Genomic DNA, 14,513 nt, shown 5'->3' on the forward strand with positions numbered 1-14,513 from the left:
CTGCTCGGCAGATTTCACGAAGCTGTCTAGCTCGGCCAAGAGCGGGCTGTGGGGAAGCAAAAAAATGGCGTCAGACTTTCGCTCGCACGACAACGGACGGCATCCGGGGTTCACCCGCCCAGCTTGCAAACTGTAATCTGCGTTTACAGTTGCCCCGGCGAAAGTCTTCAAATGCATGCACGCGGGTACAAATCGCAGGCATGAAAAAGCCCCGACGGGTCGAGGCTTTTCTATACAGCGCATCGTTGTGCATCGCCGCGGCGATCAGGCAACCAGGGCCTGACGCGTACGGTCGATCACGGCCTGCAGCGGTTCGGCACTGGAGTACTGTTCCGGGTACAAGCGTTCGCTGTGACGGGCGATACCGTGCTCATTGACGATGGTGAAGCTGAAGCAGCCTTTGCGCGCGGCCATGATCAGGCAGTTCATCGGAGCGAAGGCGTGGGTGAGGGTGCGGATGGCATCCTGGGTCTGGATATGAGTCATGTTGTTGTATGTTCCTGCAATGGTCACGACTTGGAGCCGTGATCGATAAAAACGTTCCAGTAGCGCGGGCCTTTGGGCCGGGCGAAGAACCTGTCTGGAACAAGACAGCCAGTGAACAGCGCTTTATCGTTTTGGCTGTTGGGCTGACTGGTAGGTACTTAGGAGGGCAGGCAACATTCCGGGCTAAGGTTCGGGGCCCTGGATGCAGATCCTGATCAATCGTAGGTTGGTCGGGGCAGAGTAATTCGCTTGATGCCGGACTTGTTCGCAAGTCGGGGGGCGTTACCTGGAGACCATCATGTTGGTCGAGCCCGTGTGAACAGGGTTGTCGACCTGAATTGACTTTCAGCTTGGTACTAACGGGTCGAAGACTATCGCATCGGCTATGAGGCGCGCAAGCGCTATTCCAAAAAAATACGTTATCAGCACCTAGAAAACCCAAACGAAGGCCTTGTCACTGCAAGTGCAAGAAGACGTGTCTGTACGGTCTGACCGTGCATCTTCGATCATGGCTACTCGGTATGACTCACGCAAGTCAATGAAAAAAAACGTCTTTTCGAGTTGGTGAAAAAATCGACAGTTTGACTTCAGGCCCCATTCCATATGGGTTTGCGAGGGGCAGGGGGGGGTTGTCCACTGACTTATCCACAGCTTCTGTGGATTGTCCCGGCGGCGCGCTCTGGGCCGGGGCTGATTGGGTTCGAGCAGGTAGACATCTGTCATGCAGGGCTAAACCCTCGGCCATTGCCGCCGATAACACGACCATGACCCTGATGCCGGTGCCTTATGTTCAACAACAAACTCAAGCAGCAACTCAGCGCACAAGCCGATGAACTGGTGGAATTGCGTCAATTGGTAGCCGGCATGACCCACGAGATGCTCAGCCTGGACATCGATGCGTCGCTGCGCATCATCGCCTGCAACGACTTGTTCGCCACCACCCTGGGTTACACCGAAGCGCAGCTGGTTGGCAGGCTGATGACCGAATTGGTCCCCACCTACGTGACCAAACTGCCGTGCTACAACAACTTCCGGGCGGCGGTGGCGGCAGGCACTTCGGTGTCGGACAACTATCGCTACCTTAAGGCGGACGGCAGCCTGGTCTGGGTCAATGCGCACTGGAAGCCCATCCGCAATGCGGCGGGTGTGCTGATGCACATCAAGTGCTTTGCCACCGATGTCACCCAGAGCATGGAGAAAGCCGCGGAGAACGCTTCGTTCATCGACGCCTTGCTGCGTTCCACGGCGGTCATCGAGTTCGACTTGAAAGGCACCGTGCTGTCGGCCAACGACCAGTTCATGCGCGGCATGGGCTATACCCTGGCGCAGGTGCAGGGCAAGCATCACCGCCTGTTCTGCCACAGCGAAGAAACCAGTTCGCCGAGCTACACCGAATTCTGGGCAAACCTGAACCGCGGTGAATTCGTCGCCGGCCGCTTCAAGCGTCTCGACAGCATGGGCCGTACCGTCTGGCTCGAGGCGACCTACAACCCGGTCTACGACACCGAAGGCAAGCTCTACAAGGTGGTCAAGTTCGCCACCGTGGTCACCGAGCAGGTCGAGCGCGAGGCCGAGGTCAATCAGGCCGCGCAGACCGCCTATGAAATCTCGCGCAGCACCGACATCAGCGCCCAGCGTGGCGCGGTGGTAGTGACCGATACCGTGCAGACCATGCGCAAGATCGCCGACGACATGCAGTCCGCGTCCAGCGGTGTCGAAGCGCTGGGCAAGCAATCGCTGCTGATCAGCTCGATCATCCAGACCATCAGCAGTATCGCGCAACAAACCAACCTTCTCGCGCTGAACGCCGCCATCGAAGCCGCACGTGCCGGCGAGCAGGGGCGCGGGTTCGCCGTGGTGGCCGACGAAGTCCGGCAACTGGCAGGTCGGACCAGCACCGCCACCGACGAGATCGCCGCCGTGGTGCAGCAGAACCAAGCGTTGGTCGATGGCACCGTGCGCGACATGGCCAACAGCAGGCAGCAGGCCGAGCAGGGCGTAGAACTGGCCGGCCAGGCCGGTGACGTCATCGTCGAAATTCAGGACGGGGCGAAGAAAGTGGTGGAGGCAGTGGCGCGTTTCACTAACCTCTGACGGCCTGTACGGCGCCTTCGCAGCGGTTGTATTAGAATGGGCCACGTTCATTCAGCGAAGGTAATCGATATGACAGTCCAGACCGAAACCGCTCTGCTGGCGGGTGGCTGCTTCTGGGGCATGCAGGACCTGATCCGTCGTTATCCGGGCGTCCTGCAGACGCGGGTCGGGTACAGCGGTGGCGATGTCGCCAATGCAACCTACCGCAACCACGGCACCCATGCCGAAGCCATCGAGATCGTGTTCGATCCCAGCGTGATCGGCTATCGCCAGATCCTCGAGTTTTTCTTCCAGATTCACGACCCGTCCACGGCCAACCGCCAGGGCAACGATGTGGGCCTGAGCTACCGCTCGGCAATCTTCTACAACACCGAGGAGCAGAAACGCGTCGCACTGGAAACAATCGCCGACGTCGATGCCTCGGACCTGTGGCCCGGCAAGGTCGTCACCGAACTGGCCCCGGCAGGTGATTTCTGGGAAGCCGAGCCCGAGCATCAGGATTACCTGGAGCGTATTCCCAACGGCTACACCTGCCATTTCATACGTCCCGACTGGGAACTTCCCGCGCGCGGCTGATCCGGTTGCGCCAATAGCTAGACATATCCAGTAATAATTTCCCGGCGGTGGTGTTCATCACTGCCGGGACATCCATCCTGACGCCCCCTGCAACGACCCCTCTCCATCGTGCAGCCCGCACGCTCTGCGCTCTTCATACGCACTCATCCAGCCTGCGCGCTCGCTGGCAAAGACCAATGCTTCTGGTTGGCAGCCGCGAATGCTTGCCAAGTGCCATGAATTATCATTTACATTTTTTTGACATTTGCATAGCCTTGCGCCGCTTCCGCATTCAACGCGGTTTCGCACACAAGTTTGCGCGGCTTCCTACAGCCCGCATTCGAGTCTTCGCCCGGGGGGGGCAGACCGCCTTGTGTGGGTTCCTGAGGTCATGCCATGAATCACTTTCCTTTGCGCAGTGTTGCGCTGTGCATCTCTTTGTCCATCGCCGGCTTGGCACAGGCTGCGCCGATCGCCGTGAACCTGCCCGCACAGCCCTTGGGCGAAGCATTGAACAAGCTGGGTCAAGCCAGCGGCCTGCAAGTGCTGGTCGAACCGGCGGCGATTGCCGGCAAGACGGCACCTTCGGTCACCGGTCGGATGGAGCCTGCCGTGGCACTGCAACGCCTGCTGGCCGGCAGCGGCCTGGTGGGTACGGTGCAGGGCGACGTGGCCAGCGTCACCGCCCCCGCTACAGCATCCAATGGCGGCGCAGTGGAGCTGGGCGCGACGGCCGTCTCGGCCGCCACCAGTTCCATTGCCGGCACGGCCACTACCGAACACTCAGGTTCCTACACCACCGGCAGCATGAGCACCTCGACCGGGCTGCCGCTGTCGATCCGCGAAACCCCGCAGTCGGTCAGCGTCATCACCCGCCAGCGCATGGACGACCAGGGCATGAACGACCTCAACGATGTGGTCAAGTACGCGCCCGGCATCACCTTGCGCAAGTTTGGCGGCGACCGTCAGGCGTTCCAGGCGCGCGGGTTCAACATCGACAACATCATGTACGACGGGCTGCCGACCAGCATTGGCCAGTTCACTCTGGACACCATTGCCGGTGCCGACCTGGCCTTGTACGACAGGGTTGAAGTGGTGCGCGGTGCCACCGGCCTGATGACCGGTGCCGGCAGCCCGTCGGCAACCCTGAACCTGGTGCGCAAGCGTCCTACCGCCACCCCTCAGGTCAGCATCACCACCAGCGCCGGCACCTGGGACCGCTACCGCACGCAGGTCGATGCATCGAACCGGCTCAACGAATCCGGCACTTTGCGGGGCCGGGTCGTGGCCGCCTACGAAGACGACAACAGCTACATCGACGAGCGTGAGAAGCAGCGCCAGACCTTCTATGGCGTGTTCGAAGCGGACTTGAGCGAGGCGACCACCCTGACCCTCGGGGCTTCCAAGCAGCGCGATGACGCCACCTCGGATTGGGGCAGCCTGCCGTCAGGCCCGAATGGCGAAGACCTGCATCTGTCGCGTTCCACCTTCCTGAGCAACGATTGGGCTTACTGGGATAGAGACAACGTCAGCGTGTTCACCGACGTCACCCACCGCTTCGACAACGGCTGGACTGCCAAGGCTGCGGCCGCGAAGATATGGGCCGAGTCCAACACCTTTTCCAGCTATCTGACGGCACCCCGCAATGGCGTGTACGGGCAGGCGACGGGCGCCTACGACACCACCGACGTGCAGACCAACGTGGATGCCTCGCTGGCTGGCCCGTTCCAATTGTTCGGTCGCGAGCATCAGTTGACCGTCGGTGCCAGTCGCCGCCAGGAGAAGTTCGACCAGACGGGTGGCTACTGGAATGACTCCACGCCTGTCGATATCTACAACTTCGATCCGGCTGTCATCGCCAAGCCTTCGCGCACTCGCAGCGATTATCGCCTCTATGAGAGCAAGAACACGGCGACTGAAAAGGGCGTCTACGCCGCCGCGCGTTTCAACCCGCTGGACCCGTTGCACATCATCGTCGGCAGCCGGGTCAGTTGGTATGACTACGATAACCGCTCGGGCATAGGTGATTACAAGGTGACCCAGGAAGTCACGCCCTATGCCGGCATCATCTACGACCTGAACGACACCTACTCGGTCTATGCCAGCTACACCGAAATCTTCAAGCCGCAGACGCAGCAGGATGTCGGCGGCACGGTGCTGGACCCGATGACCGGCGAAAGCTATGAGATCGGCATCAAGGGCGAGTACTTCGATGGCGGCCTGAATGCGTCCGTGGCCATGTTCGACATGACTCAGCAGAACCGCGCCTATGTCATTCCCGATCAGCCGGCCAGCTGCCGAGCCACCAACCGCACCTGCTATGAGGCCGCAGGCGAGGTACGCAGCCGTGGTCTGGATACCGAGATCAGTGGCGCCTTCACGCCCAACTGGCAGTTCTCGGCCGCCTATACCCTGGTGCTCAGCCAGTACGTGAAAGACCGTACCTACGAGAAGGGTAATCTGTTCGCGCCCAATCAGCCCAAGCACCTGTTCAAGGCCGCGACGACCTACCAGTTCGAAGGTGCCTTGGACCGGCTGCGTATCGGCGCCGACGTGCTGGCGCAGAGTGCGACCTATGGTCGTGTCGGAACCGGTCATGCCGAGCAGGATTCCTACGCGGTATTGGGCTTGATGGCCGGCTATCGCTTCGACGAACACTGGGACGCCCGGGTCAACTTCAACAACGTGCTGGACGAGAAGTACTGGCAGGGTATTCCCACCGCAACCGGCAGTGGCACGTACGGCGACCCGCGCAACCTGATGTTCTCGCTGAAATGGTCGCTGTGACCCAGTGAGCGAGAGGGCGGGCGTGCAATGCGCCCGCCCGTCGATCATCACAGGCATTCGTAGCAGATGCACATACGTGTAAAGGCCGAAAGGGCGTGGACAGCTGGAACTGTGCCAATTCGCGCAACCCCGTATTCACCTTGAAACGGACGCTGTAAGGTCTGGCATGCGTCAGCTGTGAAGAGAGGCCTGCATCGGCACTGCCATAGGCGCGTTGTAGTGAACTGTCCGCGGAGCACTTTTGAAAACACTTCTCATCATCGGCATCGGCGCTGGTCATCCCGAGCACATCACGGTGCAGGCGGCGCGTGCCTTGGCGCGGGTCGATGTGTTCTTCCTGATGGACAAGGGCGATCACAAAGGCAAGCTCAATGCCCTGCGCAAAGAGATCCTCGAGCGTCATGCAACGCCTGGGGCGTATCGGGTAGTCGAGGTTCTGCAGCCCGAGCGTCCGGCCGGGCCGGACTATCGGACGTCGGTGGATACCCTGAACGCGCGCAAGCAGGCGGCCTTCGAGCGGTTGCTCGATAATCAAGTGGCGGACGGGGAGTGCGCGGGCGTCCTGGTGTGGGGCGATCCGTCGCTGTACGACAGCACGCTGCGCATTGTCGAGGCGATCGCTGCCAAAGGCGCGCGAGCGGTGCAGTATGAGGTGTTTCCCGGGGTGACCAGCATTCAGGCGCTGACCGCAGCGCACCGCATCACCCTCAACAGCATCGCGGGTGCTGTGCAGATCACTACCGGTCGACGCCTGGCGGCGAGGATGCCCGAGGGGGTCGACACGGTGGTGGTCATGCTCGATGCACAGGACAGCTTCAAGGCGCTGGTCGGCCAGGATCTGGATATCTATTGGGGTGCTTACGTCGGTACGGCCGATGAAGTGCTGCTGGCCGGAAGGCTGGATGACATGGCGCAGATCATTGCCGATGCGCGGCAGCAGGCGCGCAGCCGGCATGGCTGGATCATGGACAGTTATCTGCTCAGGCGCCGTGTCTGAAGTTACGCGGGGTTGCCGGACGCGGCTCGCGCCGCTGCTACAGGGGCTGCCTGAAGTTGCGCGGGGTTGCCGGACGCGGCTCGCGCCGCTGCTACAGGGGGTGTCTGAAGTTGCGCGGGGTTGCCGGACGTGGCTCGCGCCGCTGCTACAGGGGTTGTCTGAAGTTGCGCGGGGTTGCCGGACGTGGCTTGCGCCGCTGCTACAGGGGTGGGGTTTTGTGGGTGGCGCCGTCTTTGGTTTCCGTGGGAGCGGTCAGTGGCCGCGAAAAGAGCGCTGCGGATCCCCTGGCGCACCGCGGCGTCCGTTTCGCGGCCACCGACCGCTCCCACGCAGAATCTGCCGCAGTCCATCTGCAACCGTGTACGGATTTCGCGCTGTGCAGGCTTGTATTACCCAAACGCCGACGTCACCATCAGGGCACCCTGCGTTCCGCTGCGAGCCGATATGCCGACCCAGCCTCCCGAACACCTTCGCGACCCTTTCGTACCTGAGGAGACACCTGCCCAGGATGCAGCCGAATGCCTGCAGCTGGCCCTGGATACCGGGGCCATCGTCGGTACCTGGGTGTGGGATGTGGCGGCCGACCACTTCAGTGCCGACGAGCGCTTCGCCCGCACCTTCGGTCTTTCCGGCAAGGTGTGTGCCCAGGGCCTGCTGCTGGAACAAGCGATGGCCAGCGTCCATCCGCAGGATCGCCCGCGGGTCGAGGCCGCCGTGTTCGAAACCCTCGGCAATGGCGGTCACTACCGTTGCGAGTATCGCGTGCTGCAGAGCGACGGCAGCTATCGCTGGATCGAAGCCAACGGCCATGTGGAATTCGACGAGGCGGGCCGTCCGCACCGTTTTCCCGGCGTGCTGCTGGACATCCAGCAACGCCGCAGCGCCGAGGCCGAGCGCGATCGCATGACTCACCTGCTGCGCACCTTCACCGCCGCGGTGCCAGGTGTGGTGTACGCCAAGGATCGCGAGGGGCGGATGCTGGTTGCCAATCGAGGCACCACCGAACTCATCGGCAAACCGCCCGAGCAGTACATCGGCCGCACTGATGTCGAGTTCCTGGAAGACAAGGTCCAGGCCCGGGTGATCATGGAAACCGACCGGCGCATCATGGAAGGCCGGCACACTCAGGAGGTGGAAGAAGAGGTACGCCAGGCCGACGGCACAGCGGCGACCTGGCTGTCGCTCAAGACCCCCCTGCTCGACGAAAACGGCGAAGTCATCGGGTTGATCGGCTCCTCGATCGACGTTACCGCGCGCAAGAAGGCCGAAGCTGCGGTGCGCGAACTCAATCAGACCCTGGAAGAGCGCGTGCGCATCGCCATCGCCGAACGGGAAAAAGCCGAGGCGGCGTTGCACCAGGCGCAGAAGATGGAGGCCGTGGGCCAGCTTACCGGAGGTATCGCCCACGACTTCAACAACCTGCTGGCGGGCCTGTCCGGTAGCCTCGAATTGATGCACATGCGCTTGAAACAGGGCCGTACCGATGACCTCGAACGCTACCTGGACGTAGCGCAGGGGGCGGTCAAGCGCGCCGCGTCGCTGACCCATCGGCTGCTGGCGTTCTCCCGTCGGCAGACCCTGGCCCCGGTGCCCACCGACGTCAACGCGTTGATCCACGGCCTGGAAGAACTGGTGCGGCGTTCGGTCGGACCTTCCATCGAGGTGAGCGTGCGCGATACCCAAAATCTGTGGACGGCGCTGATCGACCCGACCCAGTTGGAAAACGCCTTGCTCAACCTGTGTATCAATGCCCGCGATGCCATGCCGGCAGGTGGGCGGATCAGCATCGAAACCGGCAATCAGTGGCTGCCCCACAGCGATGCGTTCAATCATGAAGTACAGGCCGGCGAGTACCTGGTGGTTCACGTTACCGATAACGGTTCGGGGATGAGCGAAGAGGTCATGGCCAAGGCGTTCGAGCCGTTCTTCACCACCAAACCGGTCGGCGAAGGCACCGGTCTGGGTCTATCGATGATCTACGGGTTTGCCAGGCAATCCGGCGGACTGGTGAAGATCCAGTCACGGCCAGGGCTTGGCACGACGGTCAGCCTGTACCTGCCCAGGCATTGCGCAGGTCTCGAGACAGAAGCGGTCGTGCCCAGCCAGGCGCCCATCGACCTCGGTGGCAGCGGCGAGACCGTGCTGGTGGTGGACGACGAAGCCTCGGTGCGCGGTTCCGTGGCCGAACTGCTGGAAAGCCTGGGCTACGTGGTCCTGCAGGCCGGCGACAGCGCCCAGGGGCGAGAGCTGCTGCAATCGGCAGCGCGCATCGACCTGCTGGTGACGGACGTGGGCCTGCCCGGTGGCCTCAATGGTCGACAGATGGCCGAGCTGGGGCGGTCGGCCCGACCTGGCTTGCCGGTGCTGTACATCACCGGCTACGCGCAGAACCTGGCACTGGACCAATGCCATCTGCAGCCCTGCACCGAAGTCCTGACCAAGCCGTTCGCCCTGGAAGCATTGAGCGAGCGCGTGCGCACGCTGATCACGCAGCGCCAGCCGTGAAACCTGTTCTGCGGCCATGAAAAAGCCCCGCCATGGCGGGGCTGCTCACAACCAGCAGGCTCATCGAGTCAACCTGGCATTCAGGATCGCGTCGCGCACCAACGGACGGCAGGCTTCGACGAAAGCGATCAACTGACTGGCCGGGATCGAGCCCAACGCACTGACAGGGGTATGGCGGATGGTGTTATATTCCTGCGCTGACATGGCGGATACCTCTCAAGGGTTTCATTCGATGTGTCACCCGAGCCGCCGGGACTCTCACCTCCCGGTGGCTCTCCTTTACTTGGTTCGCCGGCCGCGTGAAATTGTTCAATCTTTAAGATGGCCAGTCGCCGTACGGTATGTTAGGGCCTGAGCCAGTGTGATTCGGCGATCACTCCCGCACGAACACCATTGCCTTGAGGCCGCTGGCCGGGTCTATATCGGCAAACTCCGGTGGGTTGTCCAGGCGCCGCCGCAGGCGCAGCGCAGGTGCCTCGCGGCGCAGCTCGTCGACCAGAAATTCAGGGCCCAGCGCGGGGTCGTTCATGCACGCCAGCACCACGCCCGATTCGCTGAGCAGTTCCGGCAGGCGGCGCAGTACCCGCTGGTAATCCTTGGTCAGCATAAAGCTGCCTTTCTGGAACGACGGCGGGTCGATGATCACCATGTCGTACGGACCGTCCTTGCCGACCCGGCCCCAGGACTTGAACAGATCGTGGCCCAGAAAGCTGACCTTGCCCAGGTCGTGGCCGTTGAGGTGATGGTTCTCGCGTCCTCGGGTGAGGGCGGCGCGAGACATGTCGAGGTTGACCACACGGGCCGCGCCGCCGGCGATGGCAGCCACCGAGAACCCGCAGGTGTAGGCGAACAGGTTGAGCACACGTCGACCCTGGGCGTTTTCGCGTACCCAGTCGCGACCGTGGCGCATGTCGAGAAACAAGCCGTTGTTCTGTTTACGTCCCAGGTCGATGCGGTACTGCAGGCCGTTCTCGACCAGGACCACCTGCTCTTGCGCTGCGCCGATCAACCAGTGCACGTCGCTGCCGGGCAGATAGCGGTGCTGCAGCGCCAGACCGCGCGCGCCGCTGGCTGCCCAGACCGGCTGCTGCGCGAGGCCGGCAAGCAGCTGTTGCAAGCCTTTCAGGTGTTCGGGAAGCGGCTCCTTGAACACCGACACCAGCACGATGCCCTGCAGCCAGTCCACGGTCAGTTGCTCCAGCCCCGGCCAGCGCCGACCGCGGCCGTGAAACAGCCGACGGGTTTCAACCGGCGGCTGGGCGAGGGCTTGAAGCAGGTGTTGATGCAAGGTGGCGAGGGCGTCGGCGTTCATGGCAAGGATCACGGCTACGGCTGCAAAGGGCCGGCATTCTACGTCAGCTCAGGTATTTTTCGAACCAGCCCAGCGTGCGTTCCCAGGCCAGGTCGGCTGCGGCCTTGTCATAGCGCGGGGTCGAATCGTTGTGAAAACCATGGTTGGCGCCGGGATAGATGTACGCCTCGTAGGTTTTGCCTGCCGCCTTGAGCGCGGCCTCGTACGCGGGCCAACCTTCGTTGATGCGCGTGTCCAGTTCGCCGAAATGCAGCAGCAGCGGCGCCTTGATCTTCGCTACATCCTTGGCGTCGGCTTGACGTCCATAGAACGGCACCGCGCACGCCAGCTCGGGATAGGCCACCGCCGCCGCATTGGACACACCGCCGCCATAGCAGAAGCCGGTCATGCCGACCTTGCCGGTCACACCTTCATGCGCCATCAGCCAAGGGATCGCGGCGAAGAAGTCATTCATCAATTTGGTCGGGTCGACCTTCTCCTGCAGCGCCCGGCCCTTGTCGTCGTTGCCCGGATAGCCGCCGACCGAGGTCAGGCCATCCGGGGCCAGGGCCATGTAGCCAGCCTTGGCGACCCGCCGTGCGACGTCTTCGATATAGGGGTTGAGCCCGCGGTTCTCATGCACCACCACCACGCCTGGCACCTTGCCGGTGGCCTGGGCCGGTCGCACCAGATAGCCGCGCACCTGGCCATGGCCGTTGGGCGAGGGATAGGTGACGTATTCGGCCACGATCTGCGGATCGGTGAATTCCACCTGCTGGGCCAATGCATAGTTCGGGCTCAGACTGGCCAGCAACGCGCCTGCGGTCAGTCCTCCGAAGGTGAACAGCGCCGCGCGGTCGAGGAACTCGCGGCGGTTGATCTTGCCATGGGCATAAAAGTCGTACAGTTCCAGTAACTCTGGGGAAAAATCCTTGGCACTGAGACGATCCATCGGGCACTCCTATAGGAAGACACCAAGCGGTGAGGGTTGCACTCATTAAAGCAGCGTTTCACACCCTGGCCACCGCATCGCGTCAACGCGGATGCATCAGGTTCCAGTGGTCTGCGACCTGACCCATGGTCTTGGCTTGGCCACTTTTGAGCCAGGCCATGAAAGGACGGTCGAAATGAAAGTTGGGGCCGCACGCCTCGGTCAGGAAACGCCGCACGTTCTGGGTGTTGCGGTAGCCTCTGTCCAGCGGGGTGTAACGGGTGATGGGCGCACTGTGCCAGTCGAAGTTCATGAATCGCTATCCTTCGCGAAAAGATCAAAGAGTATGGGGAGGTTGGAGCCGTACCTGCAGGCTGGCGCAGTGTACGCCATCATGCACCGGGCACTTTTCCTGTGCCGCGTTTTGCCTCAGAGTCTGTAACTCGCCAATAGTGCCAAATGTCGACGGAAGGATGATGAGCGAAGATCAGTGGACCCAACGCATGCAAGACAACGGCTGGCTGTGGAACCCCGCCCAGACCGGCGCGCAGGCGCCGTGCCTGATCCTGGCGCACGGTGCCGGCGCGCCGATGGACAGTGCCTTCATGAACAGCATGGCCGGGCGCCTGGCCGCTGGCGGTGTCAGCGTGGTGCGCTTCGAGTTTCCCTACATGGCCCAGCGCCGCAGCGGCGGTAGCAAGCGTCCGCCCAGTCCGCAGGCAAGCCTGCTGGAAAGCTGGCGACAGGCCTATGCCCTGGTGCGACCGCTGGTGACGGGCACCTTGGCAGTGGGGGGTAAATCTATGGGCGGACGGATGGCCAGCCTGCTGGCGGATGAATTGGGCGCCGATGCGCTGGTGTGCCTGGGGTATCCCTTCTACGCGGCCGGCAAGCCGGAAAAACCGCGAGTCGAACACCTGGCCGACCTGCGTACACCGACCCTGATCATCCAGGGCGAGCGCGATGCGCTGGGCAACTGCGAGACAGTGGCAGGCTATGAGTTGTCGGAGGAAATCGAGCTGTACTGGCTCAGCGCCGCCGACCATGACCTCAAACCCTTGAAGTCATCCGGGTTCAGCCACGACCAGCATATGCAGACCGCGGCTGACCGGATCGTGGCCTTCCTGTCCTGACACGCCTGGCCGACAGGCAGCCAGCCACGCAGGCTTGGCTGCCAGGGCGAGGGTCGCTCAGCGGTTGAAGCGCTCCACCAGCGAGTACTGGCTGTTGGCGGTCTTGGTCAACTCTTCACTGAGCAGTGCCGAGTTCTGCGCCTGTTCGCTGGTTTCATCGGCCAGGTGCGAGATGGTGGTGATGTTGCGGCTGATCTCCTCGGCCACTGCACTTTGCTCTTCGGTGGCTGCGGCGATCTGGGTGGTCATGTCAGTGATGTTGGCAACCGCCTCGCTGATGCCGATCAACGCTTTGTCGGCTTCCAGCACACGGGCCACGCCTTCCTCGGCCTGACGGTGGCCGGCATCCATGGTCTGCACGGCATTGTTGGCGGTCTGCTGCAGCTTGGCGATGAGCCCGTGGATCTGCCCGGTCGACTCGCTGGTGCGTTGTGCCAGTTGGCGCACTTCATCGGCGACCACGGCGAAGCCGCGGCCCATTTCACCGGCACGTGCCGCTTCGATGGCCGCGTTGAGCGCCAGCAGGTTGGTCTGGTCGGCGATGCCTTTGATCACATCCACCACGCCGCCGATTTCGTCGCTGTCCTTGGCCAGTTGGGTGACGGTCTGCCCGGTTTCCCCGACGACCACCGACAAGCGCTGGATCGCTTCGCGGGTTTCGCCGGCGATGTCGCGACCGCGGCTGGTCAGGCGGTTGGCCTCCTGGGTGGCGTCGGCAGTGCGCTGCACATGGCTGGCCACTTCCTGGGTAGTGGCCGCCATCTGGTTCACCGCAGCGGCCACCTGTTCGGTTTCCAGGCGCTGACGGTCGAGGCCCTGGGAGCTCTGGTGCGCGAGGGCGTCGGATTGTCGGGCTTGGCCGGTCAGGTGCTCGGCGGTGTCCTGCAAGCGGGTCAGGCAGGTCTTCAAGCGCGCTTCCTGGCTCAGAATGGCCATTTCCAGGCGCGCCTGGGCGCCCCGGCTGTCGGTGTACATCTGCGCGATGAGCGGATCCGAGGTGGTCTGGTCCGCCAGTTTGAGCAGGCGCTTGATACCGCGCTGCTGCCAGCTCAGGCCCATCAGGCCCAGTGGCAGCGACAGCCCGGCGGCCAGGGCGAACCCCCACGAGGTATCCAGCCAGGTGCCGATCATGAAACCAACCTGGCTGACCAGAATGAACGGCACCCAGTTCTGCAGCACCGGCATCCAGCGATCGCGGCCGGGTACTGCGGATCTGCCGTTGTTCAAGCGTTCGTAGAGCGATTGGGCACGGCGGATCTGCTCGGCCGTCGGCTTGATCCTTACCGATTCGTAACCCACCACCTGCTTGTTTTCAAGTACCGGGGTGACGTAGGCGTTGACCCAGTAGTAGTCGCCGTTCTCGCAACGGTTCTTGATGATGCCCATCCACGGCAGGCCCTGACGCAGCGTCGCCCACATGTGCTCGAACACCGCCGAAGGTACTTCCGGGTGGCGCACGGTGTTGTGTGGCGCGCGAATCAGCTGCTCGCGGGTAAACCCGCTGATCTCCACGAAAGCATCATTGCAGTAGGTGATCATTCCTTGGGTGTCGGTCGTGGAAATCAGGCGCTGCTGGGCAGGAAAAGTCCGTTCGCGCTGAGTGATAGGCTGATTGTTACGCATGAGTGTCCATTCATTCCGTGGGGCTTTGACAGGTTCTCGGCCAGGTCGGGAAAAGATTGAATCGGATATCGGCGAAGGGAAGGGGAGCGGCTTGAAAGTGGTCGCCGAGCA

General features: G+C 62.5%; 11 protein-coding genes and 2 pseudogenes. 7 read left to right on the forward strand and 6 right to left on the reverse strand.

Translation table 11 applies throughout. From position 1 onward, the window contains the following. Window positions 1-264: 264 nt before the first annotated feature. Window positions 265-486 (reverse strand): hypothetical protein, encoded by a 222-nt coding sequence (locus IFT98_RS02110; RefSeq protein WP_122478886.1) that lies wholly within the window; start codon window positions 484-486, stop codon window positions 265-267. Window positions 487-1,362: 876 nt separating this feature from the next. Between IFT98_RS02110 and IFT98_RS21140 the strand changes: the two are divergent. From IFT98_RS21140 to IFT98_RS02135, 6 genes and pseudogenes are all read left to right on the forward strand, one after another. Beyond that, window positions 1,363-2,049 (forward strand): annotated as a pseudogene (locus tag IFT98_RS21140) (PAS domain-containing protein); the annotation flags it as partial. 102 nt (window positions 2,050-2,151) lie between these two features. Beyond that, window positions 2,152-2,580 (forward strand): annotated as a pseudogene (locus IFT98_RS21145) (methyl-accepting chemotaxis protein); the annotation flags it as partial. A 69-nt stretch (window positions 2,581-2,649) separates the two neighbouring features. Beyond that, window positions 2,650-3,156 carry a peptide-methionine (S)-S-oxide reductase MsrA gene (gene msrA, locus IFT98_RS02120; protein WP_192047489.1) on the forward strand — a complete coding sequence of 169 codons (507 nt, stop codon included), beginning with the start codon at window positions 2,650-2,652 and terminating at the stop codon, window positions 3,154-3,156. Between the two features lie 375 nt (window positions 3,157-3,531). Further along, a complete protein-coding gene (locus tag IFT98_RS02125; RefSeq protein WP_192047488.1) occupies window positions 3,532-5,922 on the forward strand; it encodes a TonB-dependent siderophore receptor in 2,391 nt (796 codons plus the stop codon). A gap of 241 nt (window positions 5,923-6,163) precedes the next feature. Continuing rightward, the gene (gene cobF / locus IFT98_RS02130) at window positions 6,164-6,919 is read left to right on the forward strand and encodes a precorrin-6A synthase (deacetylating) (protein WP_192047487.1); all 756 of its coding nucleotides are present in this window, start codon (window positions 6,164-6,166) and stop codon (window positions 6,917-6,919) included. 444 nt (window positions 6,920-7,363) lie between these two features. Continuing rightward, on the forward strand, window positions 7,364-9,424 hold the full coding sequence (locus IFT98_RS02135) for a hybrid sensor histidine kinase/response regulator (protein ID WP_192047486.1): 2,061 nt from the start codon (window positions 7,364-7,366) through the stop codon (window positions 9,422-9,424). Between the two features lie 60 nt (window positions 9,425-9,484). Here the strand turns inward: IFT98_RS02135 and IFT98_RS02140 are convergent, their stop codons facing one another. The 4 genes from IFT98_RS02140 to IFT98_RS02155 form a co-directional block, all read right to left on the reverse strand. Continuing rightward, window positions 9,485-9,628, reverse strand: coding sequence for a hypothetical protein (locus IFT98_RS02140; protein ID WP_156463138.1), 144 nt, complete (start codon window positions 9,626-9,628; stop codon window positions 9,485-9,487). Between the two features lie 169 nt (window positions 9,629-9,797). Continuing rightward, window positions 9,798-10,736, reverse strand: a complete 939-nt coding sequence (locus IFT98_RS02145) for a class I SAM-dependent methyltransferase (RefSeq protein WP_192047485.1) — start codon at window positions 10,734-10,736, stop codon at window positions 9,798-9,800. 43 nt (window positions 10,737-10,779) lie between these two features. Further along, a complete protein-coding gene (yghX, locus tag IFT98_RS02150) occupies window positions 10,780-11,667 on the reverse strand; it encodes a YghX family hydrolase (RefSeq protein ID WP_192047484.1) in 888 nt (295 codons plus the stop codon). 82 nt (window positions 11,668-11,749) lie between these two features. Further along, window positions 11,750-11,959 (reverse strand): DUF6434 domain-containing protein, encoded by a 210-nt coding sequence (locus IFT98_RS02155; RefSeq protein ID WP_192047483.1) that lies wholly within the window; start codon window positions 11,957-11,959, stop codon window positions 11,750-11,752. 163 nt (window positions 11,960-12,122) lie between these two features. Between IFT98_RS02155 and IFT98_RS02160 the strand changes: the two genes are divergently transcribed. After that, on the forward strand, window positions 12,123-12,779 hold the full coding sequence (locus tag IFT98_RS02160) for an alpha/beta family hydrolase (RefSeq protein ID WP_244650820.1): 657 nt from the start codon (window positions 12,123-12,125) through the stop codon (window positions 12,777-12,779). 57 nt (window positions 12,780-12,836) lie between these two features. Here the strand turns inward: IFT98_RS02160 and IFT98_RS02165 are convergent, their stop codons facing one another. Continuing rightward, window positions 12,837-14,402: a methyl-accepting chemotaxis protein gene (locus IFT98_RS02165; RefSeq protein WP_192047481.1), complete on the reverse strand. Its 1,566-nt coding sequence runs from the start codon at window positions 14,400-14,402 to the stop codon at window positions 12,837-12,839. Window positions 14,403-14,513 lie beyond the last annotated feature (111 nt).

The sequence above is a fragment of the Pseudomonas sp. CFBP 8770 genome (assembly GCF_014841705.1).
GTDB lineage: Bacteria > Pseudomonadota > Gammaproteobacteria > Pseudomonadales > Pseudomonadaceae > Aquipseudomonas.

Coding starts and splice junctions, on each gene's coding strand:
- IFT98_RS02160 (WP_244650820.1), top strand. CDS start 12,123: ATGAGCGAAGATCAGTGGACCCAACGCATGCAAGACAACGGCTGGCTG.
- yghX (WP_192047484.1), bottom strand. CDS start 11,667: ATGGATCGTCTCAGTGCCAAGGATTTTTCCCCAGAGTTACTGGAACTG.
- IFT98_RS02140 (WP_156463138.1), bottom strand. CDS start 9,628: ATGTCAGCGCAGGAATATAACACCATCCGCCATACCCCTGTCAGTGCG.
- IFT98_RS02145 (WP_192047485.1), bottom strand. CDS start 10,736: ATGAACGCCGACGCCCTCGCCACCTTGCATCAACACCTGCTTCAAGCC.
- IFT98_RS02135 (WP_192047486.1), top strand. CDS start 7,364: ATGCCGACCCAGCCTCCCGAACACCTTCGCGACCCTTTCGTACCTGAG.
- IFT98_RS02125 (WP_192047488.1), top strand. CDS start 3,532: ATGAATCACTTTCCTTTGCGCAGTGTTGCGCTGTGCATCTCTTTGTCC.
- IFT98_RS02110 (WP_122478886.1), bottom strand. CDS start 486: ATGACTCATATCCAGACCCAGGATGCCATCCGCACCCTCACCCACGCC.
- IFT98_RS02165 (WP_192047481.1), bottom strand. CDS start 14,402: ATGCGTAACAATCAGCCTATCACTCAGCGCGAACGGACTTTTCCTGCC.
- IFT98_RS02155 (WP_192047483.1), bottom strand. CDS start 11,959: ATGAACTTCGACTGGCACAGTGCGCCCATCACCCGTTACACCCCGCTG.
- msrA (WP_192047489.1), top strand. CDS start 2,650: ATGACAGTCCAGACCGAAACCGCTCTGCTGGCGGGTGGCTGCTTCTGG.